This is a genomic window from Ensifer sp. YR511 (assembly GCF_900103045.1).
In the GTDB taxonomy this organism is placed as follows: Bacteria; Pseudomonadota; Alphaproteobacteria; order Rhizobiales; family Rhizobiaceae; genus Ensifer; species Ensifer adhaerens.
Genome location: NZ_FNGR01000017.1, coordinates 2,418 through 26,898, shown reverse-complemented (window position 1 = coordinate 26,898; position 24,481 = coordinate 2,418). Strand labels below are relative to the sequence as shown.

The following is a 24,481-nucleotide window of genomic DNA, read 5'->3' as shown; positions in this document are numbered from 1 at the left end:
GTCTTTCCGGTCGCGAACTATCGAGCGCGCAAGTCGCAATTCGGCATGAACTCACAAGCGAATAAACCGGTGAACGCCATACGCGGTGTCGCTCAGTCCACTTCGACAGATCTTCGTAGACATGAACTTCCCGAAGGCGTGTTTCAAGCACCGGGGTAACGGTTAACTTGTCATCCGATGGCGAACGAGCCCAAAAAGGGCTCGCCGGCAAGCACTGGCGGAAGAGGGCTGCCGTTTCACGGCCGCCTGGTGCCAGCCGCTTACGCATCCGATCCCACTAAGCGGCAATTCGCGTATTGATCGGTTTAGCCTAAGCGACGCGCGGTCCTCAGAGTGCTCCAGCCCTTCTTTGGGTGCTCCGCCTTGGTAGCGCGAATTCGCGGCTAGGCTGCGCGGAGCGTGCTGTGTGTGTTTGGTTGTCGAGCTTGAACCTGGTAATCAACCGCGCGAGAGTGTTTACCTCATCGTTCAGCCTGTTCGTTCCAGCGGTCGATTCTTCCACCATGGCCGCGTTTTGCTGCGTTACCTGATCCATCTGGTTGACCGCCGTGTTGACCTCGGCAAGCCCGGTCGATTGCTGTCTTGAAGCAACTGCGATCGAATGGACGTGATCGTTGATCTTGACGACATGGCTTTGGATGAGCATCAGAGCGTCGCCCGTGGCCGTAACCAATTTAACGCCCGAATTAACCTCCTCGCTCGATCGATGGATCAACGCCTTTATATCCTTGGCAGCCACAGCCGAGCGCTGCGCTAATTCGCGGACTTCCTGCGCCACGACCGCAAAGCCCTTGCCTGCATCTCCGGCCCTTGCCGCCTCCACACCAGCATTGAGTGCCAGCAGGTTGGTCTGGAAGGCGATTTCGTCGATCACATTGATAATCTTACCGATTTCTGTCGAAGCATTTTCAATCCGGTCCATGGCCGATACCGCATCGCGGACCACAGCGCTTGATCGTTCGGTGCTGGCGCGAGCCTCATCAACCATATGGCTGGCCTCTAGCGACCGTTCGGTCGAATTCTTGACGGCAGACGTGATCTCCTCGAGGGCAGCTGACGTTTCTTCCAGTGAGGCGGCCTGCTGTTCCGTGCGCCGCGAAAGGTCATCGGAAGCCGCGCGCAGTTCACCGGTGCCGGCGCCAATTGTATCGATTGCGGATTTCACCTCGCCGAGAACCTTGCGCAGGCTCGACATCGCGGTGTTGACATTCTGTTGAAGCTCGTAGAAGGCACCTTGAAAGTCGCCTTGCATGTCCTCGGTCAAGTCACCTTCAGCCAGCGCGGCAATAACTCGGCGGGTTTCTTCGATCCCTCGGTCAACCGACGTGAGTAGCTCGTTCACGCTTTTCGCAAATCGGTTCAGATCGGGATTGGAATAGTCTTTGTCGATGCGTTTGGTAAAATCGCCAGCGACGGCGGCGGCGACAACAACGCCAATACTCGACTGTAGGTCGGCGCTTTTCGCCTGTAGCGCCGCTTCCTGGGCATTCAGATCCCGAACCTTTATACCATTTTGCTGGAACACCTCGACAGCGCGTGCCATTTCACCGATTTCATCGTGCCGGTCGGCCAACGGAATGCCGGTTTCAAGATCGCCGTCGGCAAGTTTCACCATGCTATGTGTTAACTGACCGATCGGCCGCGCGATCGCCCGCGCCCCAAAGACGGCCGCTCCGACCAGCGTGAGCACGACCAACACCCCAACCCCAAGAGTGATGTTTAGCGCCAGGGTCTGCGCCTGGTTAATCTCGACCCCAGCCGAGGTGGCCCGGCTTTTGGCAGCATCTACGGTCTCGTCTAGGAGCTTGCTCATCTCGTCGAGGAGACCGGTCATCCGGGTTGCGTCGTCGCGCTCCTTTGAAAGGTTAGCCGTTGACGATGACCCCAGTCGGGCATCGATAAGTTTCGACAAATTGTCGAATATAGTGAGCCAGCTTTCGTTCAAGTCGAGCATTTTCTGGGCTCGGTCAATGTTCGCCTGCAGCGTCATCGACGCCTTTGCCTGGTCCAGATACTTTACCGCCGACGTATGACGCTTTGTAACATAGTCTTTCGCCTTTCCAGCTTCTTCAGCGGTTTGGGCGAGCTGCAGCTGAAGCATGCCGGCAATCATGCCGCGCATCGAGGCTTTCGCGTCGACCAGATCACGCGAGATGATCAACTGCATCTGGCCGAAATCAGAACTTCGTTTTACCGAGTGATTTCCAAGCCAGACCGATACCAACATGCCGATGACCATGAGGATGCCGATGACGGACATAGCCGTCAGCTTGGTACTGATGCGCGTGAGAGATTTCGCGAAGGTCATGTGCGTTTTCCGTTGTGGAAACAGCAAGCATCATGCCTCGTTGTTCCAGCCAGAGTTGAAAAATAGAGTTCATTCTATCGCGTGCAAAAAACTGATATGCGCAAGCGGGCGATAAAGACGGCAATGCCGATATCAACTATTGAATAACACAATACATATATTAATATAATGTTATAACCATATTTCGGCTAACGCTGTTTTGTGGCTTTATGGTTTTTGATTACAACTTGAGCTTCATTTCGCAGCGTCCAATACATTTGGTAATTTTATCATACTAATAAAACGCGACGATACGCTTCAAACCAGGATGCGATCATTCCGGAACCTCCGAATGACTACTTCCTCTTATGCCGAGCACGCCAACGGGTTCGAGACACTTTAGACCGGGAGAAATAAGCAGCAACGGCGGTGGTTTGTTCTACCCCTACCATTCGGAATGAAACCGAAAAATGGCTCATCGCCCGCAAATGCACACAAACCCGAATGTCGCGCCAGACCTTTCTCAGCAGAGCCAACGCGTTGGAGTCCGCCGCTTGAAGCGTTTCGCATCTATGCTACTCCGGATGGCGAGTGCCATTTTCATCATATCGAATTGCCAACAACCAAGAGGGCAGTACATCACGATTCCGTTGCTTTCGACGTTATAGGCATTATCCAGCGTCTCGCGTCCGCATCCCTACATCTCGGCAGGCATGCGCGGTTGCCTGGCATTGGCACAAGTTCGGGGCCGGTGCTCACGCGTCTCCGGGATCGGCACTCAGCCTCCGACCATGGCGTGCAATTTATAATATTTTCCGTTATTCCTTCGGGCCGCCAAGGGCGTCGATTCTTCAACACATCGAGGCCCTGCCCAGGGTTTTGGTACGTTGGTGGGTGAGCGTGGCATGAAACTATCCGGTAGCGAACGCCAAACGGTTGGTGCGCCGAGCATCCTTATTCTTGACGGGGCAAGTTCCGATCCCGACGCGGAAACGGGGGCGACATCATGGATGGATTGGGAGCTTTCGCCGGCAGCCTCGCCATCTTGTCGGTTACACATCGAACGTCGATGATCCATGCCGGCGATCAAGTAATTCGGCTCGACACGCAGCCACGGCATAGATAGGCACGCGCATTTGGCATTGCATAACCCGGTCTCCAAGACCGGGTGAATTTGTGCCGACTTACAGATACCTTGCTCTGTGGAAATACTACGACAGCGTGTGTCGGTTAATCGATTGTTAAGCAGTTGAATGCAACTTTTGCTGCACCATATGGTTCGCCAGCACCCTCATTGGTTTCCGCCCTACCGGGCCGGTTTCCTGTTGGGTCGTAGCAACCATTCAATCTAGTTTTCAGCTACGTGTGGATCTGTTCGGAATGTCAATGATGTCTCTTGCAGTCCGGCTCAAATGCCGTGCGCATTTTTCTGTGATGAGAAGTGGCAGCAGAAAAAATGGAGTTAATGTCGGCACCGCTGCGCGCCGCCGGAACCAGGCGAGGCAGAGGGTCGGTATTCTGATTGCAGGGTTTGCCGCAGTTTTTTTGACTGTCAGCGCACGTCTCGTCCAGTACGGTTTGGCCAAACCAGTCGACACAGCTTCAATCGACCGTAAGGTCCACGCTGCGGCATCTCGTCCGGACATTATCGATCGCAATGGAGAACTGCTGGCAACCGATCTCAATATGGTATCGCTCTATGCAGAGCCCAGGAAGATTGTCGATGCCGATGAAGTCGTCGAGAAACTCGCGACGGTGATCCCCAATCTTGATTGGCGTGATACACACAGGAAGCTTCGTTCCGGCACGGCTTTCCAATGGTTGAGGCGCCAACTCAATCCAAAACAACAGGCTGACATTCTTGCACTTGGCATTCCCGGCATCGGCTTCCGGCCGGAGAAGAGGCGCTTTTACCCGGGCGGAGCGACGGCATCGCACGTTTTAGGCCATGTAAATGTTGACAACCAGGGTCTACAGGGAATGGAACGCTACATAGATCAGCAGGGCCTCGCTGATCTACGGGCTGCCGGAATGACAAGCAACACTCCGCTCGAACCCGTGAGGCTATCGATCGACATTCGTGTGCAAAACATCGTACGAGAAGCTGTCGCGCGGGCCATGAACACCTACCAGGCAGAAGCTGCCGGTGCAGTTGTCCTGGATGTGGAGACTGGCGAAGTGATCGCAATGGCTTCAGTGCCCGACTACGATCCGAACCAGCCGTCACGAACGCTGCCGGACGGTACCGTTGATAAGGAATACGAAAAGGGCTGGTTCAATCGGATGAGCAACGCGACATTCGAAATGGGCTCGACCTTCAAGAGCTTTACGTTGGCCATGGGCCTGGACGCGGGAAAGATCAACCTCAACTCTGTTGTGGACGCAACTCGCCCGATCCGCATGGGAGGCTTCACGATCAAGGACTTCCGAGGAAAACATCGTCCCCTGACAATTCCTGAGGTCTTCCAATACTCGTCAAATATCGGAACCGCCGCCGTCGCCGACATGGTGGGTATCCCGGGCCATCAAGAATTTCTCACCAAGCTCGGACTGCTCTCCAAAATGGAGACGGAATTACCAGGTGTGGCCACGCCCACGCAGCCTAGAACCTGGAAGAAGATCAACTCGGTGACCATTTCCTTTGGTCACGGCGTCGCCACCACCCCGTTGCAGACGGCAATTGCGGCCGCCGCTCTCATGAATGGTGGCAAACTTGTTCCGCCGACCTTCCTGCCTCGCTCTCATGACGAGGCGCGGCTTGTTTCCCAAAAGGTCCTCAAGGATACAACCAGCGCCGATATGCGCTACCTCTATAATTGGAACGGGGTGAAGGGGTCAGGCAGGAACGCACAGGTTCAAGGTTTCCACGTAGGAGGAAAGACAGGAACGGCCGACAAAGTGATCAACGGGCGCTACGCCAACGACATCAATTTCAATGCGTTCGTAGCGGCCTTTCCGATGGATAAGCCTAAGTACATCGTCCTCTCGATAATCGATGCTCCTCGGACAGGCGAGCATGGGGGACGAACGGCGGCATCGACAGCTGCCCCGATGATCAAGGCAATTATTGGTCGAGCAGGGCCTTTGCTGGGCGTCGAGCCGTACTTCGGGCGAGAAGGTGATCCGCAGTTGGTGGCCAATTATTGAACACCGCCGTAGCGTGTGAGCTCTCCAATCGAAAGCTAAGCGTCAAAGGCCGCCTTCCTGTCTATGTTCCGTGACATCGTCAACAAGACGCCGATGCACCTGCGCGTTAATAGAGCGCGACCGAGATCGTGCCGCTCCCGGACGGCCGGCGCCTCGCCGGTGCCACGCGCCACTTGTGAGTTCATGGCGAACTGCGACCTGCACGTGCAACGCTAGCCGACACGCCGCATCTGCGCGAGTAGTTTCTTGCGGAAGACTTCCGCCGGCGTTCGATAGCCAAGGCACTTTCGGGGCGTCGAGTTCAGTCGGTTGCAAAGTTCTTTCAGGTCATCATCGGTGATCGAAAGCGGATCGACATCTCTCAAAAGCCATTTGCGAATACGACGATTGGTGTTCTCGACCGTGCCTTTTTGCCAGGGCGACTGCGGGTCGCAGAACCATGTCTGCGTTCCGATACCGGCCTGCAGGTACGGCCATTCGGTAAATTCCGTGCCGCGGTCAAAGGTAATCGACCGGCGGGCGAGATAGGGCAGGGATTGCAGCGTTTGGATCAGGCCGTCCATGATCGGTCGCGACTGCCGGTCATTGTTGCGCAGGAATACGGCAAAGCGGCTCACCCGCTCGACCAGCGACGTCACGTTGGCCTTGCCGAACTTCTTGCGAAACTGAATGAGATCGCACTCCCAATGGCCGAACTGCTTGCGCTCGGCGACGGTGTCAGGACGGTGGAGAATGTTGAGTTCCGGGCTGAAACGGCGGCCGTAGCGACGCCTGGCATGCCGCGGGCGACGTCTCGCGCGACGTTCCGGCAGGTGCCGCCACAGTTTGATGGCAAGACCGTCTGCCGAATAGGCAAACTTGTAGATCGTCTCGTAGCTGACGGAAATCGGATGACGCTCCAGCCGCATTCGACCGGCGATCTGTTGCGGCGACCAACCGTGCATGATCCGTTCAATCACCGATCGACGCACATGCGCGAAACGAGCAAGCTTACGCAGCTTGGCTCTGCGTTCACGCGCCATCTCGTTGGCGGTGACGCAGTAGTAGCCGCTGTATTCCGGAAACTCGGCATCATGAAAGGTATTGCGCTTCAGTTCACGATAGATCGTCGATCGATGCCGACCGAGTTGGCGGGCGATCTCACCGATAGGAACTTTGCGTTCCACGAGCTGATGCAAACGTCGTCGATCGGAAAGGGTGAGCTGCGAATAGCAGAGCGACATCCAAAAATCTCCAGGGCGAAGCCTTTGTTTTTATTGGCATGTCGCACTTGGAAATAGAATGTACCCCGCTACAACAAATGTGGCAGCCAGATTGAAATGTCCGCCGCTGCGCAAAGTTAAAATGTCACTTTGGATACGTCTTCAGCCATTTAGACATGCGACACGCGACATCTCCACTGGCACAGAGGCAAGCCCCCGACCGGACCGGCTGGACCGGGTTGCAAGGGAAGGGAGGGGGCGGTTGAAGGGCACCCCTTCGGCTTTAGCTTGGACAGTTGGAGCAGCCGGTCATTCCGCCGCATCGACGTCAGTGAGCGCCTGCCGCCGCCGCGCAATGACCGCAGGATCGTTCATGAAATCCTTCCTGCGTCCCGGGCCGCGCGCGCGTCGAACGTAGCCGTTCTTCTCGCTGTTGGTCTTCACGGCGGGCTTCGTCTGCTGCTCCTGACGTTCCTTGATGTAGGTCAGGAGTTCACCGAGCCGCTTGTTCTCGGTAATCGCCGCATGCGTCACGCGCTGGTCCTTGTCGAACACCCGGTATGGCAGGGAATGCCCCTTCCAGCGCACATCCAGCCTGCCGTCGGCAAGCGCGTAAGTCTCGACATAACGACCGACCAGCCCGCGCGTCACGTCGTTCTCTTCCAGCATGATCCGCTGGCGCTCGTACGAAAACGTCAACTGGGCACCGACATAACGCTGCTCACGTTTGCACAGGACGTCACGTAGCCGATCCGGGGCCAGGTTCAGCGGCCGATGCAGATCATCAGCTCGGGCAGGGGTAATGGCAAACTGACGGTTATAGCGCTCCATGAACCGCGGCAGGAAAGCGTTGCCGTCGTCCATGCCGCAGATGCCCTCCAGGCGCAGATCCTTGATCAACCGGTCCTGTAGCGTCCGGTTCATCCGTTCGACTCGGCCTTTGGCCTGGCTCGAGTTTGCGCAAAGGATCTCGATGTTTAGCTCGCAAAGCGCACGCCCGAACTGGGTCATGCCTTGGCCGCCCTTGGCATCCTTCTTCGCAACCCGGAACACCGAATGCTTGTCGGAATAGAAGGCGACCGGCGCACCATGCGCCTTCAGATAGAGCTCCAGTGCCTCGAAATAGCTGAACGCACTTTCCGAGCGCACAAAGCGCAACTGCATCAGCTTGCCGGTCGCATCATCGATGAACACCAGAAGCGAACATGGGTCGCCGCGATCTTCGAACCAGCGATGCTCGGATCCATCAATCTGCACCAGTTCGCCATAGGCCTCGCGGCGCAGCCGCGGCTGATGGAACGTCCGTCGCTGCTTGCGCGACAGCCACAAGCCGGCCTCCGACATCCATTGGCGCAAGGTCTCGCGCGACACCGTCAGACCATCACGCTCCGCAAGCTTCTCGGCCGCCAGCGTCGGACCAAAGTCGGCATAACGCTCGTGCACGATCGTCATGGCGTAATCGCGTACGCCGTCGCAGATCCGGTTGTTCGATGGCCGGCCGATCGCCTTGTGCCGGATCGACGCCGCACCGCCAGCGCTGATCCGATCGAGCAGACGACGCATCTGGCGCGTGCTTAAGCCAAGTACATGTGCCGCCGACACCAGCGTCATCCGCCCGGCAATCACTTTCGACAAGACCTCGATCCGCTGCAGGTCACGCTCGCTCATCGCAATCAATCCCATCCGCAATCTCCCAGGTCATCAAAACCCGGGGAGAGTGACATTCCAACTTTGCAGGATCAGGACACTTTAACTTTGCGGCTACATAGGAAGATCAGATAAGATAGCTTATGGAACTAAAGGACGGTTTTGGAAGTGTTGCTTTTTCGCTCTGAAACCGCGGCGAGCAGCCGATCTTGGCCGCAATAGATGAAACGGCAGCCCACCGCGAAGGGTGCTCGGCTTCGTGATCCAGCACCATACGAATGGCACGCTGACGGACTTCAGGTGAAAACTTGTTCGTTGTCTTGCTCATATGGGCTCCACTTTCTCAGAAGTTGGAGCCTCCGGCAAACCCAGCGCGGTTCAAACAGCACCCGATGGGTCGACTGCTAGTAGTCCGGCAAATCTTCTCAGAGAATGCTCCATCGGTTCCTTCTTCTCCGTCTTTTCCTAAATCTTCGGATCGCGAGCACGGCTTGAAGTTCGGCGGCTTGATTGACGTTTGAGCGGCCATCGACCACGCTTGGAATCGTTGGGCCAGTTCCCATGTCCGATGAGACCGGAAAATGACAATACTCCGACTTGATCCGTTTCTCGAAGTGCCTGATGCCGAACGGGTCTTGAATGTGCTCCGCAGGTTGAACGCGTGCGGGCTGGATTATGCAGTGACGGGCGGGATGTCTTTGGAACCGGCTCTTGGTTCAGAAATCGGGCGTCGGCGGCCCTTCAATGACATCGACCTTGTTGTCTCCGGATTCGATGCGTTGCCATCACCTCTCGCGTCGGCATTCCTTATCAGCCATGCGCATCCGCGTCGGCCGACAGGAAAGCTGGCCATTCAGCTTGTGGAACCGGAGCAGCGAGTACGGATCAACGTGTTTAGTGCCTGTGGCGCTACGCTGGAGCGGATCAGGCCCGCGATGCTCGGCGATCTACCGATCAGAGTGGTTGCGGTCGAAGACCTTGCCTGTCGTCTTGCTTCGGAAATGATGTGCTTCAGCAGGGGCGATACCGTTCCGCCCAAATGTGCTGACGATCATGCCCGCGCGAGGCAGGTCGCCGATTCGAAGTTCGTCGAAAAAGCTTGGCAGGATCAGCGCCGTGAGATCGATCCTATGACGTACGCTGAAGCGTCCGTTCAGATTGATGAGGCGTTAAAAAGGAGCAGTGGGAGGTTGGTCAAGCCAGCCTACTCGACGGATGCGGAAGCCGCTTGTCCGCATTGTCACGACTCAGATCGGTTCCGAGTGACACCGCCAAAAGCCATTCTTTCGATACTGGGCTATTGTTAGCTCTCAGGGAGTCCTCGACCATGTACATGTTGAAGCCCGGCATAAAGAAGGACCCCGTGCGACGCTGGGCTCTGCCTGACCGCATCTTCTTCGGAAATGGCGCGTGTGCCATTCTCGCCGGAGTGTTTTTGAAGGAGGCACCCCTTTCCGGATTTTATGCCGAGCGCGTGATCCCTGGCGAAGGCTTCGCCGGAAACCATATCTTCGTAACCGACGGAGTCGTCGCTTTCGACCATCACGGCTATTCGTTGCGGAACCGACTTCTAACCTACCACACGAATGGTTGGGCGAACCGATCTGCAGAGGGATGGAATTGTCGTCTCGAAAGGGTCACCTTTGATCTGCTCGACAGGCGCGATCTCAATGACAACAAGATGCTCGGGCCGGATCAGTATCTTCATGACCCGATAGCTCGCGCCGCAACCTATCTTAGCCGAGTGAACCATGTCGAAGCGAGCGAACGAGCACGCGCCAAGCAACTCACTCACATCGCTGTCTGATTTATCAATTGACGGATTATCGAGTTTAGTGCCTCTGGTCGTTCCATCGGCACGTAATGCCCGCATTCAGGGACAATATGTAGCCGACCGTTCTGGGCAACGTCAGCTTGCTTGGAGCTGGTCGCCAATCCGGGAAGGACGTCATCTGCACCCGTGACTACGTGCACTGGAGCTGGAAACGTCGAAAGCACGTCGTCTCGGCTTTGGCGGGTGTGGAACGCCCGAACCCCTCGCGTCACATCATCGAGAGCTTGGCGCATAAGGATGCTCTTCGCTTCAGCGACTATCGCAGGTGACGTCTTCGTCGAGAAAGCAGGTTCCCACCATTCTTTCCATGCGGCTTCAAGACCCTGCCTTTGGAGGGCGTCGATGTCCTTTGCCTTGCTTGCTGGGTCCAGTCGTCGTGCTGCCTTCGTTCCTATCAGGACCAATCCCGCAACGCGTTCCGGCGCGAGAGCAGCAACTTCCAAAGCGCATGAGCCGCCAACGGAGCAACCGACGACAATGACTTGGTCGCCCTTGGGAAGCTGTAGGACTTCGGCGGCCCAGTCCTCGACGCGATCACCCAAACCATAGAGCGTCGGCGCATATGTAGCTCCAGGCAGGAGGTCGAGCTGAGAAGCCCACATCGATCCATCCAAGGGTAGCGCATGGAGCAGCAGGAGTTCCAGATTCATGCGGACGGTTCTAACGCTTGCGGGTCACACCAGCGATGCGGCTGCGTGTCTTTATGGAGATCGCGGTATCGTTTGAGGTTGTTGGCAGATACGACTGAGATCGGCTCCCTGGCAACCTCCACTAAAATCCCATGCAGCAACGGAGTATCCCACCGGAAGGGGACGTCGCCCCAGAAGAGCGTAAAAGGTCCTTCTCGCTCCTGAACCAGGGTTATCTCGCACAGCGTGCCATAAAAACGGAAAGCTCGTTTGTGCCGGAAGCGCTTCAGCGGAACCTCTTCAAACTCAGGAATGTCTCGAAGCTTGGAATCCAGTTCTTTAAAAGTCTCGCCGCGATAGAGCATATCGATATCACCGTGGGCGGAGGGCTCGCGGAGACCCAAAACTTCCTCGGCCCAACCGCCAAAAAGATCGCAGATGATCCCTGAACTTCGCAGCTTCGCCGTAACAGAGGCCACTTTCTCTCGGGTATTCTCCATTGATCAATTGATTCCGCGTTGAGTGGTCTCTGTGGAGATGGTCGCTGTCCAGCGTCTCTGCGTCAATGACGCTTTGTAGGAGACCATGAAGCAACAAATGCCACATCGCCACCTGCAACACTGGCAGGAACTGTTGCGATTCAATGCCAGACGAAAAGCAACAAACGGAAAGAAAAAAGTTGTGCTACACCCCTTCGACCTCCGGACATCACGATCCCTTTCGACAAAGGGCTGCCCTTCACTCACTCATCCATCTCCAATGCCAAAACCGCACTCTTTGGAACTCGAAATAATGGGGCAATCCTCGATCCCACTTATTAAGTGAGCGAGGCAATGTGCCCATTATGAGCAGTCACAATCCAGAGGAAAAAGCTCTTTCCGGCCTAGAGTGCCAGCGTCGCTGGTCGACGGCCGAAAAGCTGATCATCGTTCAGGAGACGAATGAGCCAGATGTGATGGTTAGCATCGTTGCCCGGGGTCACATCCAGCAGAACCGGCGTTCAATTGTCGAAGGTTCGCAGCTTTTTGCTACTGGTATCTTGTTGATTGAACATCGCCTCAAGCAGGCTGCTGTGATGTTTTAATTGACGGCTTGTTCTCTTCATTTCCGCTAGCATTGAGCCCAATGCTGCGACTATGATGCCGCCCAACAAGACTGGGAAGCCTGTTGTAAGCAGCACTGAAAAAACCATGACAGCATCGCGAGGAACACTAGAAGCTACAACAGCTGTCCCGAGCAAAGTGAAGAGGCTAATCAGCAACCCAACCACCTGCAGAATTCGTTCCAATGGGGCACCCTTATCATTAAGCTCGGCATTACTATCTAGCCGTGCAATGTCGTGACTCGCCCGGGTTTGCCGGAAGTCATTTTGGTCTAAGTTATGCGGCCATGGCTTGCTCGTCCAGCATGGCGTAATATCGTTCCTCAATTTCTGTTGCCAGATGTTGCCGATCGGCCCACGAGGCGCCGATGGTGCGGCCCCTCGATCTATTCGCGTGTTGCAAACTCTACCGCTTCGAAACTGCGCCATGGTCTGCGCTAGAAGTGCAGATGCGCTGCCCCTCCCCGCATCAACCCTCCGATCTCAGTGCAAACGAAGTTTGTCGCCGGGCCATGCAGCGTTTGACATTGACAGCGGATGCCGCTGGTTCTGCTTTGGCTTCCTCGCCGAAAAAGCCCCCTCGCCCCCTCACGGAGTTCGTTCAACTATTAGACTGAGTGGCGTGCACGTCGAACTGCTGGGACAGCTTTACCAGCATTGTTAGCCATCACGGCAAGTGCCACCCTTCGCCTTGAAAGTCGTTCCGGCGCGGCCGTCATGCTCTTTCCTGGTTCCGGTTTCCAAAGGCAGAAACCCACTTATACCGGCTTTGCAGTTTTCCCGAGCCAGTTCTCTCGAAAGCAGGTTGCTGGAGGGCTGCGTCTTCGATTCGCTTTTCGGCCGAGGTCATTTGCGCCCGGATGGAACCCTGTGAATGGCACCCGGTTGGGCGCTTCTGGTCCCATAATGGGAGGGCCACACAGGCCGAGCCCGGAGAGAAGCGCGATACTGCGAAGACATCAAATACCATAGGTACAGATAGTCAGAGGGTGCTTGACCTCAACACGCCAAGCGGAGAAGACGACAACCCTGGCGAAAAGCGGCCGGCAGACCATAGCCGGCATCGGCGAGCACGGTGGCAAACCGCACGCCTCTTGCGATCAAACGATCGATCTCGTCGAGCGCGATCTTCGGCTTGGTGCGAGGTATGCGCGTCGGCTCGATACTCTTGCGATCACCAGGTCAGACCAGACCCGAAGTATACACCGGGCACATTTGCCGCCGCTTCTTGTCCAAGCTCTTCCGAGAATGGCTTCAGCCAATCCGTCAGTGCAATATCCTGTTCCCCCATCCAGCGCACCCCTAGGGCAATCTCACTATCCGCCGCACTGCCGTACAGCTGAGAAAATCGCTTTACATGATCGATAACGATCATATGCGAACATGACCGAAATCGAATTTCCAAAACCATGAAACTCTTACGTTTTTCCTTATGATGAACGGCGCGAGCGTTTTTTCAAGAACCAGCCGAGAAAACTATTGACATGATCGCATAAGATCATAAAAAGCTTGCATACGATCACACTTGCAGAGGGAGGCTGCGGGATGAGCGAGAGCCTGCTTGACAGCCAGTATAAATCAGCCGCGCAGCGTCAGGCGCGACTGCTCGAACATCTACGGCTAGAGGTCTTTGCGGATGCGCAGAAGCTGAAGGAGGCCCTCGGGGTGTCGATCGCCACGGTCCGGCGCGATCTGAGCGAACTCGAGGGTCGCGGGCTGCTGAAACGCATGCACGGCGGAGCCGCAATCATCGACCAGACGACACGTGACTACGTCACCTCGGTCCGCGAAGTCACGAACGCGCAGGAGAAGGCCCGCATCGGGGCCGCCGCTGCCGAACTCATCGTCGAGGGCGACGCGGTGATGATCGACAGCGGAACGACGTCGCTGCAGGTCGCAAAGCATCTAGCGGGGAGACAGTCACTTACTTTCGTGACCAACGGGACGGATACCCTGTCGCAACTTGTCACCGGCGGTGCCCGCACCATCCATTTCATCGGCGGTGAATATATCGAGATCAACCGGTCGCTCGGCGGCCCTATGGCGGTCGACACGGTCAGACGCTTCAGCGTCGACAAGACGATCCTGAGCGTCACCGCCGTCGATCTCGTCCGTGGGCTCATCGCGACCGGCAGTCCGCAGATTGGCGCAGTGCAGCAGGCCATGATCGACGTTGCCCGTACGGTAATCGTGGTTGCCGACCAATCCAAGTTCCAGCGCACCGCGCTGTCGGTGATCGCGTCGCTGCGCGCGGTCACGCACATCGTAACGAACGAGGAAACGCGCGCCCAGACGCGCGGGTTGCGAAGCGACCTGCGCTCCAAGTTCATCTTTGCATAGGCGCCAGACGGGAGGAAGTTTTGGCCGGAATATCAGTCAACAATCTGATCAAGGATTGGGGTGGGTTTCGCGCAGTGGACGCGGTGAGCTTTCAGGCCGACAAGGCCGAGTTCGTCGCGCTGCTCGGCCCCTCCGGTTGCGGGAAATCGACAACGCTGCGGTTAATCGCGGGCCTCGACATGGCAACGTCGGGCACGATCACGATCGCTGGCCGCGACGTGACGTGTCTGCCCCCGTCCAGGCGCAACCTGTCGATGGTCTTTCAGTCCTATGCGCTGTTTCCGCATCTCTCGGTGGCCGAGAACATCCTGTTCGGCCTGTCTGTTCGCGGCGTCGCCAAGACGGAGCAGAAGAAGAGGTTGATGCAGACGACCGAGCTTTTAGGGCTCGAGCATCTGCTCGACCGCCGTCCGAGCCAAATGTCGGGTGGCCAGCAGCAGCGCGTCGCCCTCGGCCGCGCGCTGATCTCGCAAACACCGGTCTGCCTCCTGGACGAGCCATTGTCCAATCTGGACGCAAAGCTGAGGGCTGGTATGCGCAATGAGATTCGAGCGCTGCAGAAGCGGCTTGGCATCACAATGGTCTACGTCACGCATGACCAGACGGAAGCGATGAGCATGGCAGATCGGGTCATCCTGCTCAACAAGGGCCGCGTCGAGCAGTCAGGCGCGCCATCCGACCTCTACGAAGCGCCGGCCTCCATCTTCGTTGCACAGTTCATCGGCACGCCGCCGATGAACATCCTGGAGCTTTCCGCCGGCCCTGGCGGGACGGTCATCGCCGGCGGCAGCCAGCCGGTTACAGCGGCTCCGCCGGAGAACCTGCGGCTCGGCATTCGGCCAGAGCATGTGCGGCTCGTGGATGCGGGCGAGCCGGCCACCGTGGAGTCAAGCGAATATTTCGGAGCCGATACGATCCTGACCTGCCGCATCGGCAAGCAGTCTCTTCAAGTCCGGGTTCCCGGCCGGCCGGGTATAGCGGAAGGAGCAGGCGTGCAGCTTGGATGGGTGCCGGCCGCGACGCATTTCTTCGAGAAGACGAGCGGGCGGCGGCGCGAGGACATACCCCCCTTACAATAATTTCAAGTGGAGGAAGTAACATGCTTTTCGACAGATGCAAGGCTCTCAGACTGACAGCGGTCAGCCTGTCCTACCTAGCCCTTGGCGCTGCTGCGGCCCTAGCCGAGACCAAGATCGACTTCTACTATCCCGTCCAGGTCGGCGGCCCCGTCACGAAGGTCATCGACGGCTATGTCGAAAAGTTTATGGCTGCCAATCCGGACATCGAGGTGGCGCCGATATATGCCGGAAATTACAATGACACGACCACCAAGGCTCTGACCGCCGCGAAAGCCGGTACGCCGCCGTCCGTCGCCGTGTTGCTGGCGACGGACGTCTTCACGCTCATCGACGAGGATGTGATCGAGCCCGTCGGCAGCTTCGCGACCTCCGCGGAGGACAAGACCTGGATGGCCGGCTTTATGCCGGCCTACCTTAAGAGCGCGCAGACGGACGGCCAGCTCTGGTCCGTACCGTTCCAGCGCTCAACCGCAGTCCTCTACTACAACAAACAGGCCTTCAAGGATGCCGGGCTCGACGGGGAGAAGTTCCCGACGACTTGGGAGGAGATGGTAGCGGCGGGCAAAGCTGTGACCACCAAGGATGCCACCGGCCAGGTAACCCGCTGGGGCGTGGGCATCGCGGGCAATGTCGGCTCGGCGCAATGGTTGTTCGGCGCACTTTCCGCACAGAACGGCGCCAGGCTCGTCAATGACGAGGGGACGGAAACCGACTTGACGGATCCGAAGGTCGTCGAGGCGCTGCAATTCTGGGTCGACATGTCGGCGAAGGACGGTATCCATCCTCCGGGCATCTTCGAGTGGGGAACGGCGCCGGCCGACTTCCTGGCCGGCCGCGTCGCAATGATCTGGCACACAACCGGCAACCTCACCAATCTCCGCAAAAACGCGACCTTCGAGTTCGGCGTGGCACCGTTCCCGGGGAATCCAGACCCGGCTTCCGTGCTCGGCGGCGGCAATCTCTACATTTTCAAAGAAGCCTCAGACGAGCAGAAGGCTGCGGCATTCAAGCTAATCAAGTTCCTGACGTCTGATGAGATCCTGGCCGATTGGGCGGTGCAGACCGGCTACGTCGCGCCCCGAGACGGCTCCTGGAAAACTGAGGTCCTGAAGACTTATGTGGCGGAAGCACCACAGGCGTTGGTAGCCCTCAAGCAGATACCGGACTCTGTGCCGGAATTCTCCACCCATGAGAATGCGCGCACGACGAAGATCCTGAACGATGCTCTGGCGGCGGCGCTCACTGGCAACAAGACGCCAGCAGAGGCACTGGGTGATGCTCAGGCGGAGATCGACAAGGTTCTGAAAGCGTATCGTTGAGACCTGGAGGCCAAGCTCGGCATGTACCGCCGCGCCTGGCCGCAGGGGCATGAGTGTAGATCGAGCCGGTAGGTCCAAGATGAGAAATTCCCGCAACGCCCTCTACGGGAGCCTGCTGCTATTGCCGGCGGCAGTGCTTCTGTGGACATTCACATATCAGCCCATCCTGACGACGCTGTATCACAGCTTCTTCTCGACCACGAAAGGCAAGCGTGCCGCCGTCTTCATCGGCGTCGACAACTATGCGCGCATGATCGACGATCCGGTGTTCTGGCAGGCGCTGTCGAACAACATCGTCTATGCGCTGGTGACCATCCCGGTTTCCATGGCGCTTGCGCTCGCAATGGCGCTTTTCGTAAACGGTCGCCTGGTTGGGCAGGGCATCGTCCGCATGGCCTATTTCACGCCCACGGTTCTGCCCATGGTCGCCGTGGCCAACATCTGGCTGTTCTTCTACGCCCCGTCCCATGGTCCGATCGATCAATTTCTTGGCCTCTTCGGTCTCGGTCACAACAATCTCCTCGGTACGCCGGACACCGCGCTCTGGGCGCTGATTGTCATCACGATCTGGAAGGAAGCTGGCTTCTTCATGATTTTCTATCTGGCCGCATTGCAGCAAATATCGCCGACTCTCATCGAGGCGGCGCGTCTGGAAGGAGCCACGGCAATCCAGGTTTTCCGTCGCGTCACGGTGCCTCTCATCATGCCCACGACGCTTTTCGTCATGGTCAATGCGTTGATTGGCGCCTTCCGTCTGGTCGACCATGTCATCGCGTTGACGAAGGGCGGTCCAGACAACGCTACCACCCTCCTGCTGTTTTATCTCTACGAGGTTGGCTTCCAGTACTGGGACACGAGCTATGCAGCCGCGTTGACCGTGTTCCTGCTCGTCGTTCTCGCAGTCATTGCGCTTTTCCAGTTCGGCTATCTCGACAAGAAGGTTCACTATCGATGAACAACGCGACCACTGCAAAATCGACGGCCGCTGTGACGATCGGGGCCTGGTTCCTGGCGCTCCTTTGGGTGTCGCCACTTCTTTATGCATTCTGGGCGGCCTTCCATCCGTCCTCGCACGGTGCGACGTTCGACCTTTTCTCGCCGCTGACACTGGACAATTTTCGCGAAGTGCTCGCAGCTGCACCTTTTCCTCGCTATTTCCTCAATACCTTCCTGCTCGTGACGCTCATTCTGACGTGTCAGTTAGTCGTGTGCACAATGGCGGCCTACGCCTTCGTCTGCTTCCCCTTCCGCGGCTCGGAAGTGCTCTTCATGCTCGTGCTCATTCAGTTGATGATCATGCCGGAGATCCTGCTCGTCGAGAATTACCGCACGCTCGCCGCCCTCGGGCTGCGCGACACAATTCTGGGCATGGGAATGCCCTATCTGGCTTCGGCCTTCGGCATTTTCCTGTTCCGGCAGACCTTTAAGAGCGTACCGAAAGAACTGGAGGAAGCCGCACGTCTCGAAGGAGCAAACACCCTGCAGATCCTTCTGCGCGTATTCGTGCCGCTGGCGAAGCCAACCTACGTGGCCTTCGGTTTGGTGACAGTCAGCTACCATTGGAACAATTTCCTCTGGCCGCTCGTGGTGACCAACTCAGTGGAAACACGTCCCGTAACAGTCGGCCTCCAGGTTTTTGCCACGGTCGAGCAGGGCGTGGACTGGAGCAGAGTGACGGCGGCGACGCTGCTCTCGGTCGCACCATTGCTCATCGCCTTCATCATTTTCCAGCGGCAGTTTGTCCAGAGTTTCATGCGCGCTGGCATCCGCTAACGTCTCGGCTTGTCCGAAAGGTTTCCGCCCCATGCTGATCGCCCACATCTCGGATTTCCATGTCTTTCACGACAGGGCAGAAACGCCGCTCGTGAGGCCGGATGCTGCGCGCGCGGCGCGGCGTGTGGTCGAGGACATGGCGCAATTCTCGCCCGGCTTCGACGCGGTGGCCTTCACCGGCGATCTCACAGATGGCGGTTCCACCGAGGATTACGACCTACTTCGGGACGTGCTCTCCCCCCTGAAGATTCCGGTTTTCGTAGTGCCGGGAAATCACGACAGGCGCGCGACGTTGCGTTCGGCCTTCGGCGGCGATATCCCCTTCGAGGACGGGCACTTCCTGAACTACGAGAACCATCTAGGCTTCCTTCGAATCCTGGCCCTCGACACACTGATCGAGGGCCGCAGCGAGGGGGCGCTTGCACCCGAAAGCCTCCATTGGCTTGCCGGAAAGCTGGCCTCGCCAGCGCTCGCGCCGATACTTCTTCTACTGCATCATCCACCCTTTCCCACGGGCATCGATGCGCTTGACCGCAGCGCGCTGACCGGTGGGCGCGAGGAAATGGCGGAGATGATACGGGCTTATCAGTCGCCGCTTATCATCCTGGCCGGCCATATCCACCGACCGTTCCAAGCGATCTGGAACGGCGCCTATTGCGCCGTCGCTGGCAGCCCAGCCTTCCAGATCGCGCTGGATCTCGCCGCGTCGGAGCATGGGCCTGGCCGGGTGAGCGAACCCTATGCCTACTACGTCTACCGAATCGATGAGACCGGCGGTTTCACTGTTCACACGCGTTTCGTAGCCCTTGATTGAAGGAAAGATATGTTGAACGATCAGTATGCTCGGGTAAATTCTATTGCAGTGGAGGCCGGGCAAATCGCCTTGCAGCATTTTCGCACGATCTCGACGATAGACGTGGAGTCCAAGGGACCGCTCGATCTTGTTACCGTGGCCGACCGTGAAGTTGAGGGCTTCATCTGCAGTGAATTGACGCGTGCCTTTCCAGACGACGGCGTTTTTGGGGAGGAAGGGAGCACGGTCACCGGCACCTCGGGCCGCACCTGGGTCATCGACCCAATCGACGGAACATTCAACTTCGTACGCGGCAGCAAGGACTGGGGTATTTCCATCGGCCTCTTCGAAAAGGACGGCCCGGTGTTCGGCGCGGTCAATGCACCTGCGCGCTGCGAGCTCTTCTGCGGCGGTCGCGGTAATGCCGCTTTGATGAATGGCGAAAGACTCCCGGCCCTGCGACCATTCGATGGGAAATCCGCTGCCATCGGCGTCGGCATTCACCCCAACATCCCGAAACAGGAGGGGCTGAAGCTCCTGGCGGGCATCGTCAATGACTTGAACGTTGCTTACCGCGTAACCGGCTCGTCCGTGATCTCTCTGATCGATATCGCGACGGGGGCCGTCGACGGCTATGTCGGCCGTGGGATCCCGTGCTGGGACATTCTAGGAATGCTGCCGGGCCTAGAGCAAATGGGCATCTTGACGACGATTGACTGGCGGACCACCGGTCTTGCGCAGAAGCTCGACTTCGTCTGCGGAAACGCGGACATCTTGAGCGTCGCCAAACGTCTTGACTGATTTGCATCTCCCCGTGTCCGTCGCCAGGTTGAGGATACCGAATTGGCTTCGATCATCGTCATCATAAACCTCTTTGGTGCAGTCGCCCTGCTACTGTTTGGACTTGCGCAGGTGAAGGACGGTGTCTCACGGGCCTTCGGGGCGAGGCTCCGGACTGGCCTTGCGACCGGCACCAGAAGCGGCCCACGCTCCTTTCTGGCCGGTTTAGCAGCCACGATCGCGCTGCAGAGCTCGACGGCGACCGCACTCATGGTCGCCTCCTTCGTCGAGCGGGAGTTAGTAAGGCCACGAATGGCGCAGATCGTTCTGTTAGGCGCCAACGTGGGGACAGCCATCACTGCCTGGATCGTCGCCACCGGCATCGAATGGCTGTCTCCTCTCGTTCTCCTCATCGGTATCGTGCTCTATCGCAGCGGGTCCTCGGGCCGGCAGGGCGGCGGCACGGCGCTCGTTGGCATCGGCCTCATGCTTCTGTCTCTCCACCTATTGAGCGTGGCGACGGAACCGATGCGCGAGTCGCCTGCACTAGGCGCTTTCGTCGGCCTACTTGACAGTGCCTGGCCGGTAGCGCTCGCCTTATCTGGAGGAATCGCCTTCCTGTCGTCCTCCAGTCTGGCTGCCGTCGTCTTGATTTCGTCGCTTGTCCCGACCGGTGACCTGTCCCAGGGCCTCGTCGTCGCACTGGTACTCGGGGCCAATTTAGGCGGAGCAATCCCGCCGGTAGTCGCATCGCTCGCAGCGTCGCCATCCGCCAAACGCGTGACGCTCGGCAATCTGATGGTGCGCGCCACGGGCTGCGCCGTAGCTCTTCCGCTTTCAGGGTACGGTGTTGAGCTCATGGGAGTGCTGCCTCTTGCCCCAGAAAGGCTGCCGGTAAATGCTCATCTCGCCTTTAACTTAATACTCGCCGTCGCTGCCTGGCCCTTTTCCCGGCTCCTATCGCGGTTGATGAGCCGCCTCGTGCCCGATGTGGCGCAAGTTGAGGATGCGCCCAAATATCTCGACCCAGTCGAATTCTCGACACCGGTGGTCGCACTTGCGAGCGCAACGCGCGAAACGCTCGGCGTGGGCGATCTGATCGAGCGCATGCTTGTGCGGGCATCCGAATCTTTCGAGCAGTATGAACCTGCTAAACTCAAAGCGATTCCAGCCTTGGAGAAACGTGTCGATAGCCTGCAGCAAGCGGTGAAGGTCTATCTCTCCAGACTCGGGAGCCAGGGGCTCAGCGAAGAGAACGGGCGCCGTGCGTTCGTCATTATAGACTATGTGATCAATCTTGAGCATATCGGCGACATCATTGAGAAGGGTCTCCTTCCGCAACTCTCTAAGAAGGCATCACACGGCCTTAAATTCTCTGAGGACGGTTACGGCGAACTAAAGAAGCTTTTTCACCTGACAATTGACAATCTGCGCATTGCCCAGACGATTTTCGTGACACGCGACTTCAATCTCGCCCACCAGCTCATGGAGGTGAAGGTCGAGGTGAGGCGCATGGAAAAACAGTCCTCCGGCCGCCACCTGGAGCGATTGCGTGACGGCCGAATAGAAAGCCTTCAGACGAGCTCGCTGCATCTTGACATATTGCGCGATCTCAAACGCATCAACGCTCATATTGTATCGGTGGCCCACCCGATCCTCGAGGAGAGTGGCCTGCTCATCGAAAGCCGCCTGCGCACAAACGCAACGATAGACTGAACCGCGCACCTACAGCGGCGCACCGTGTGGGGCCGATCGCGGGGATCCCAACTGGTCAGACTGTGCCTGGACACAACCCACACAGCGATCCTGCGGCTCGGACCTCAGTGGATCGCTTCCTGCGCCTGATGCATTGCAGGGTCAACTTTCCTTCGGGGCGGCCGAATTCGCGACATATCAACGATACGCGGCAACATTCATCCAAATAAATCAACCCACAAACACACAAACATACAAACATACAAACATAGCTTACAAACCATATATCCTGCCACCGAATAATAACGTGACGAGCACGTGACATTTTATCCAAAGCATGAATCTTATGATTGCTGAATCAGAAGGCCAATACGCTATTGTCATTCACGGGATACGGCAAAGAATGCGAATGTGTCTCAGTTATCAAAATTCAATTCTCATTTCCTCCTAAAGCTAAACTAAAACTAAACTGCCATCGGCGCTGCTATCAACATCGTTCAAGGCCCAATTTCTTCAAGGAAAGAGCTACATCGTCAAGCGAACAAGCAGGGTCCAAAAAGGCATCGAAAACGGAAAGCACATCCTTCGTAGCCGTCTTCGTGTCCCCAGTCGCTTCGTAGATAGCCATCACGTCAAAGAAGTTCAAAAGCTTCTCCTCCTGTTGTCCTTCCAAACCTTCCTGCACCTCCGTTTTCTTGTCTTTACATCGTCGCTCTTCCATCATCGCCAGGACTTCCAACCAAGCGCCCTTGGGATCAACATCGGCGGGTCGAATTTCGAAGATGTCGTCGTCGCTCTCGCAGTCAACGAGCAAACGCACCGTTTCGCTGAACGGATTCGACTGCTCGCTTGCTTGCAATTGAGATCCAGCACCTCGCCCGTATTTCGTAAGTGCCGAGAACCCCTTGATCAACAAACCAAAGGCAGGAATGAAGTGCACCGCAACCGTGAGATTTAGGATGGCCGTGAGGATAGCCATGTTGCGCGTCAGGCTCGGGCTTTCGTCGAAAACGTTGCGTCCGTATTTCAGCAAGGGAATACCCGCCGTAAAGAAGGAAATGAACATTCCGGCGCTGTATCTCATGATCCGCGTGGCCATGAATTCGGGAGAATGGGAGGGATTGAAAAATGACTCCCATGTGAGCGACAGAATGAGAACGAAGAAAACCGAATTGTCACCGAGCGTCTTTACATTTCCGAGCGCACTGATGACCTGAAGAATAGCGACGCTATGAGCGTAAATGACGGACGGCACCTTGAGCGCCCTGTCGGCGGCCCCGTCGGTGCTACGCGATTGGCTGGTCTGAGTGCGGTAAAGATTGATGGCGTCGCGTAAGCTGGCGATACCTCCCTTCGCGCCAGCGAACTTGGCACGCGTCTTGTTGTCGGGGTGGAAAATCTTCTCCTTCGCTTCCATCTCCTCAAGAGTGGCGGTAAGGGCGTCGCCAATTCTTTCAAAGAATGCCGACGCGACGACATCCTGGCGGACTGCTGGGGCCGTGATCTTTGCCCGGCGCTGATCGAGGGCTCGCGTGACGTAGCCCCTCACAATGGGGTAGATGACATGCCCGAACAAGATCACCAGGTTGGGAAGAATGATCGCAGCACTCTTCCAGGGCTTGTCTTCGACGGTGAAGAAGAGTTCGATACAGGCAATGATCTGGGTTGCAACGGAGACACCGAACCGCATGACGAAAGCTTCCCAGAATTGCTTGGGATCGCTCGTTGGACTGAGAGCAACCGTGAGGATTTCCAGCCCCCACATGATGTTGGTAGTGGGCGCTCGAATCTTGTACGCGTTCTCCGCCGAATTCAGGATGACGCCGAGCGACCCTCCTAGAACCACGGAGCTGGCCGCAGCAAGTCCCCATCTGACGCTTGGGGACGCTTCCTTCACGAGCGGAGACAGGTCGTTGACAGCATTCTGCGAAAGTGCCTCGAAGCGGGCTTTCTCCTCTTTTGACAGGCGCTCGTCCAACTCTGCGCCGAGGGCTTCTTGAACCGCTTTGATCGTTTCGAAAGCTCGGCCAATCGTAGAATTGTAGCGTTCAAAAAGGACGTCGCGGGATGACTCGAGGTCTCGGACATTGGCGTTGGCAAGCAGAAGCAAAGCGTTCTGATCCTCGGGCGTAGTGGGTCTGCCGATCGCGTCAAGCAACTCTTCCGTTGATTTACGGGAGAGTTCGTCTTGCGTGTTGGTGTACAGCGCGGACACGAACAGGCGAAGGCACTCCTGCAAGCCCGGGCGCAAGTTTTTAATGGAGAATGGGTCGAACTCGGCGGGGGTGGACATGATGAGAGTGGTGGGTGTTTCTGGGAAAAAGTTTGGCGTTGAAAAATTGTTTCGTTGGTGACGATGGAACGTTGGTGATATTTTGCCATCTCCACCGGCACAGATGCCGCAATAAATACACCGCTAGGACTCACCAGGCGTGTAAACTTGGCATTGTTACGAGCGACGGCTCTTCTTGGAGAAGAGAACTGTGTAGCATATGCTGCACAATCCACATTGCCAAAACGCAATGCTTCTCTGCGGAAACCGGCACATTTCATCACACAAGGATCGGCTCTACTCGTATTCGCAGATGAAAGCTGACGAGGCGCCTGCCAATCATGGCGTCACCAAGATAACGCATCTGGACGAATATGCACCGTCTGTCGCACTGGGATACTGCATGGTCCCTTGTTCAGCGGAGATGACGCCGAAACCTCTTCAACTTAGCGCTGATCGACGCATGCACTGCCCACCTCGTATTCGCAGACAAAAGCTGACGCGGCCCGAGCTCTTTCAATCATGTCGCTATAAATGCAACGCATCTGCACCGTCTGTCGCACGGAGATCCTTCATGGTCCC

General features: G+C 57.2%; 19 protein-coding genes and 3 pseudogenes. 12 read left to right on the top strand and 10 right to left on the bottom strand.

Annotation, left to right across the window (positions count from 1 at the left end):
- Positions 1 to 328 precede the first annotated feature (328 nt).
- Positions 329 to 2,308, bottom strand: coding sequence for a methyl-accepting chemotaxis protein (locus BLU15_RS24620; RefSeq protein WP_090298805.1), 1,980 nt, complete (start codon positions 2,306 to 2,308; stop codon positions 329 to 331).
- 1,359 nt (positions 2,309 to 3,667) lie between these two features.
- On the opposite strand from BLU15_RS24620, the gene BLU15_RS24615 reads away from it, so the two are divergent.
- Complete coding sequence (locus BLU15_RS24615) at positions 3,668 to 5,434, top strand: peptidoglycan D,D-transpeptidase FtsI family protein (protein ID WP_176960337.1); 1,767 nt, start codon at positions 3,668 to 3,670, stop codon at positions 5,432 to 5,434.
- Between the two features lie 212 nt (positions 5,435 to 5,646).
- On the opposite strand, the gene BLU15_RS24610 is transcribed toward BLU15_RS24615, so the two are convergent.
- The 3 genes and pseudogenes from BLU15_RS24610 to BLU15_RS24600 form a co-directional block, all read right to left on the bottom strand.
- Entirely contained in the window at positions 5,647 to 6,657 is a 1,011-nt protein-coding gene (locus BLU15_RS24610) for an IS30 family transposase (protein WP_090298800.1), read from the bottom strand.
- Between the two features lie 288 nt (positions 6,658 to 6,945).
- Positions 6,946 to 8,319: an ISNCY family transposase gene (locus tag BLU15_RS24605; RefSeq protein WP_090298799.1), complete on the bottom strand. Its 1,374-nt coding sequence runs from the start codon at positions 8,317 to 8,319 to the stop codon at positions 6,946 to 6,948.
- Between the two features lie 160 nt (positions 8,320 to 8,479).
- A pseudogene (locus BLU15_RS24600) lies at positions 8,480 to 8,611 on the bottom strand (IS3 family transposase); the annotation flags it as partial.
- Between the two features lie 253 nt (positions 8,612 to 8,864).
- Here BLU15_RS24600 and BLU15_RS24595 point away from each other — a divergent pair.
- Together BLU15_RS24595 and BLU15_RS24590 are read left to right on the top strand one after the other, a co-directional pair.
- Complete coding sequence (locus BLU15_RS24595) at positions 8,865 to 9,590, top strand: hypothetical protein (protein WP_090298793.1); 726 nt, start codon at positions 8,865 to 8,867, stop codon at positions 9,588 to 9,590.
- A 20-nt stretch (positions 9,591 to 9,610) separates the two neighbouring features.
- Positions 9,611 to 10,090 carry a hypothetical protein gene (locus tag BLU15_RS24590; RefSeq protein WP_090298790.1) on the top strand — a complete coding sequence of 160 codons (480 nt, stop codon included), beginning with the start codon at positions 9,611 to 9,613 and terminating at the stop codon, positions 10,088 to 10,090.
- Here BLU15_RS24590 and BLU15_RS24585 read toward each other — a convergent pair.
- The gene (locus tag BLU15_RS24585) at positions 10,075 to 10,767 is read right to left on the bottom strand and encodes an alpha/beta fold hydrolase (protein WP_090298788.1); all 693 of its coding nucleotides are present in this window, start codon (positions 10,765 to 10,767) and stop codon (positions 10,075 to 10,077) included. The two genes, BLU15_RS24590 and BLU15_RS24585, sit on opposite strands and share 16 nt — an antisense overlap.
- Positions 10,764 to 11,246: a hypothetical protein gene (locus tag BLU15_RS24580; protein WP_090298786.1), complete on the bottom strand. Its 483-nt coding sequence runs from the start codon at positions 11,244 to 11,246 to the stop codon at positions 10,764 to 10,766. The genes BLU15_RS24585 and BLU15_RS24580 overlap by 4 nt, the downstream gene beginning before the upstream one ends.
- 344 nt (positions 11,247 to 11,590) lie before the next feature.
- On the opposite strand from BLU15_RS24580, the pseudogene BLU15_RS40090 reads away from it, so the two are divergent.
- Positions 11,591 to 11,743: pseudogene (locus tag BLU15_RS40090) on the top strand (IS3 family transposase); the annotation flags it as partial.
- 3 nt (positions 11,744 to 11,746) lie between these two features.
- Here the strand turns inward: BLU15_RS40090 and BLU15_RS39865 are convergent.
- The 3 genes and pseudogenes from BLU15_RS39865 to BLU15_RS40890 all read right to left on the bottom strand — a co-directional run bounded on the left by BLU15_RS39865 (position 11,747) and on the right by BLU15_RS40890 (position 13,259).
- Positions 11,747 to 12,034, bottom strand: a complete 288-nt coding sequence (locus BLU15_RS39865) for a hypothetical protein (RefSeq protein ID WP_210187460.1) — start codon at positions 12,032 to 12,034, stop codon at positions 11,747 to 11,749.
- A gap of 819 nt (positions 12,035 to 12,853) precedes the next feature.
- A pseudogene (locus BLU15_RS40895) lies at positions 12,854 to 13,000 on the bottom strand (transposase); the annotation flags it as partial.
- A 22-nt stretch (positions 13,001 to 13,022) separates the two neighbouring features.
- A complete protein-coding gene (locus tag BLU15_RS40890) occupies positions 13,023 to 13,259 on the bottom strand; it encodes a hypothetical protein (protein WP_210187459.1) in 237 nt (78 codons plus the stop codon).
- 134 nt (positions 13,260 to 13,393) lie between these two features.
- Here BLU15_RS40890 and BLU15_RS24560 point away from each other — a divergent pair, with 134 nt between their 5' ends.
- The 8 genes from BLU15_RS24560 (at position 13,394) to BLU15_RS24525 (ending at position 21,648) form a co-directional block, all read left to right on the top strand.
- A complete protein-coding gene (locus BLU15_RS24560; protein ID WP_090298777.1) occupies positions 13,394 to 14,188 on the top strand; it encodes a DeoR/GlpR family DNA-binding transcription regulator in 795 nt (264 codons plus the stop codon).
- A 20-nt stretch (positions 14,189 to 14,208) separates the two neighbouring features.
- Complete coding sequence (locus tag BLU15_RS24555; protein ID WP_090298774.1) at positions 14,209 to 15,267, top strand: ABC transporter ATP-binding protein; 1,059 nt, start codon at positions 14,209 to 14,211, stop codon at positions 15,265 to 15,267.
- A gap of 20 nt (positions 15,268 to 15,287) precedes the next feature.
- A complete protein-coding gene (locus BLU15_RS24550) occupies positions 15,288 to 16,586 on the top strand; it encodes an ABC transporter substrate-binding protein (protein ID WP_090298772.1) in 1,299 nt (432 codons plus the stop codon).
- 79 nt (positions 16,587 to 16,665) lie between these two features.
- Entirely contained in the window at positions 16,666 to 17,541 is an 876-nt protein-coding gene (locus BLU15_RS24545) for a carbohydrate ABC transporter permease (RefSeq protein ID WP_090298769.1), read from the top strand.
- On the top strand, positions 17,538 to 18,359 hold the full coding sequence (locus BLU15_RS24540) for a carbohydrate ABC transporter permease (protein ID WP_090298768.1): 822 nt from the start codon (positions 17,538 to 17,540) through the stop codon (positions 18,357 to 18,359). The genes BLU15_RS24545 and BLU15_RS24540 overlap by 4 nt, the downstream gene beginning before the upstream one ends.
- Before the next feature lie 31 nt (positions 18,360 to 18,390).
- Positions 18,391 to 19,173, top strand: a complete 783-nt coding sequence (locus BLU15_RS24535) for a metallophosphoesterase (protein WP_090298765.1) — start codon at positions 18,391 to 18,393, stop codon at positions 19,171 to 19,173.
- A gap of 9 nt (positions 19,174 to 19,182) precedes the next feature.
- Positions 19,183 to 19,953 carry an inositol monophosphatase family protein gene (locus BLU15_RS24530; RefSeq protein ID WP_090298763.1) on the top strand — a complete coding sequence of 257 codons (771 nt, stop codon included), beginning with the start codon at positions 19,183 to 19,185 and terminating at the stop codon, positions 19,951 to 19,953.
- Between the two features lie 42 nt (positions 19,954 to 19,995).
- On the top strand, positions 19,996 to 21,648 hold the full coding sequence (locus BLU15_RS24525) for a Na/Pi cotransporter family protein (protein ID WP_090298761.1): 1,653 nt from the start codon (positions 19,996 to 19,998) through the stop codon (positions 21,646 to 21,648).
- Positions 21,649 to 22,114: 466 nt separating this feature from the next.
- Here the strand turns inward: BLU15_RS24525 and BLU15_RS24520 are convergent, their stop codons facing one another.
- A complete protein-coding gene (locus BLU15_RS24520; RefSeq protein ID WP_090298758.1) occupies positions 22,115 to 23,920 on the bottom strand; it encodes a hypothetical protein in 1,806 nt (601 codons plus the stop codon).
- Positions 23,921 to 24,481 lie beyond the last annotated feature (561 nt).

Excerpts from the sequence above, each read along its gene's own strand:
- BLU15_RS24620 (WP_090298805.1), bottom strand. The coding sequence starts at position 2,308 with ATGACCTTCGCGAAATCTCTCACGCGCATCAGTACCAAGCTGACGGCT.
- BLU15_RS24615 (WP_176960337.1), top strand. The coding sequence starts at position 3,668 with ATGTCAATGATGTCTCTTGCAGTCCGGCTCAAATGCCGTGCGCATTTT.
- BLU15_RS24610 (WP_090298800.1), bottom strand. The coding sequence starts at position 6,657 with ATGTCGCTCTGCTATTCGCAGCTCACCCTTTCCGATCGACGACGTTTG.
- BLU15_RS24605 (WP_090298799.1), bottom strand. The coding sequence starts at position 8,319 with ATGGGATTGATTGCGATGAGCGAGCGTGACCTGCAGCGGATCGAGGTC.
- BLU15_RS24595 (WP_090298793.1), top strand. The coding sequence starts at position 8,865 with ATGACAATACTCCGACTTGATCCGTTTCTCGAAGTGCCTGATGCCGAA.
- BLU15_RS24590 (WP_090298790.1), top strand. The coding sequence starts at position 9,611 with ATGTACATGTTGAAGCCCGGCATAAAGAAGGACCCCGTGCGACGCTGG.
- BLU15_RS24585 (WP_090298788.1), bottom strand. The coding sequence starts at position 10,767 with ATGAATCTGGAACTCCTGCTGCTCCATGCGCTACCCTTGGATGGATCG.
- BLU15_RS24580 (WP_090298786.1), bottom strand. The coding sequence starts at position 11,246 with ATGGAGAATACCCGAGAGAAAGTGGCCTCTGTTACGGCGAAGCTGCGA.
- BLU15_RS40890 (WP_210187459.1), bottom strand. The coding sequence starts at position 13,259 with ATGGTTTTGGAAATTCGATTTCGGTCATGTTCGCATATGATCGTTATC.
- BLU15_RS24560 (WP_090298777.1), top strand. The coding sequence starts at position 13,394 with ATGAGCGAGAGCCTGCTTGACAGCCAGTATAAATCAGCCGCGCAGCGT.
- BLU15_RS24550 (WP_090298772.1), top strand. The coding sequence starts at position 15,288 with ATGCTTTTCGACAGATGCAAGGCTCTCAGACTGACAGCGGTCAGCCTG.
- BLU15_RS24545 (WP_090298769.1), top strand. The coding sequence starts at position 16,666 with ATGAGAAATTCCCGCAACGCCCTCTACGGGAGCCTGCTGCTATTGCCG.
- BLU15_RS24540 (WP_090298768.1), top strand. The coding sequence starts at position 17,538 with ATGAACAACGCGACCACTGCAAAATCGACGGCCGCTGTGACGATCGGG.
- BLU15_RS24535 (WP_090298765.1), top strand. The coding sequence starts at position 18,391 with ATGCTGATCGCCCACATCTCGGATTTCCATGTCTTTCACGACAGGGCA.
- BLU15_RS24530 (WP_090298763.1), top strand. The coding sequence starts at position 19,183 with ATGTTGAACGATCAGTATGCTCGGGTAAATTCTATTGCAGTGGAGGCC.
- BLU15_RS24520 (WP_090298758.1), bottom strand. The coding sequence starts at position 23,920 with ATGTCCACCCCCGCCGAGTTCGACCCATTCTCCATTAAAAACTTGCGC.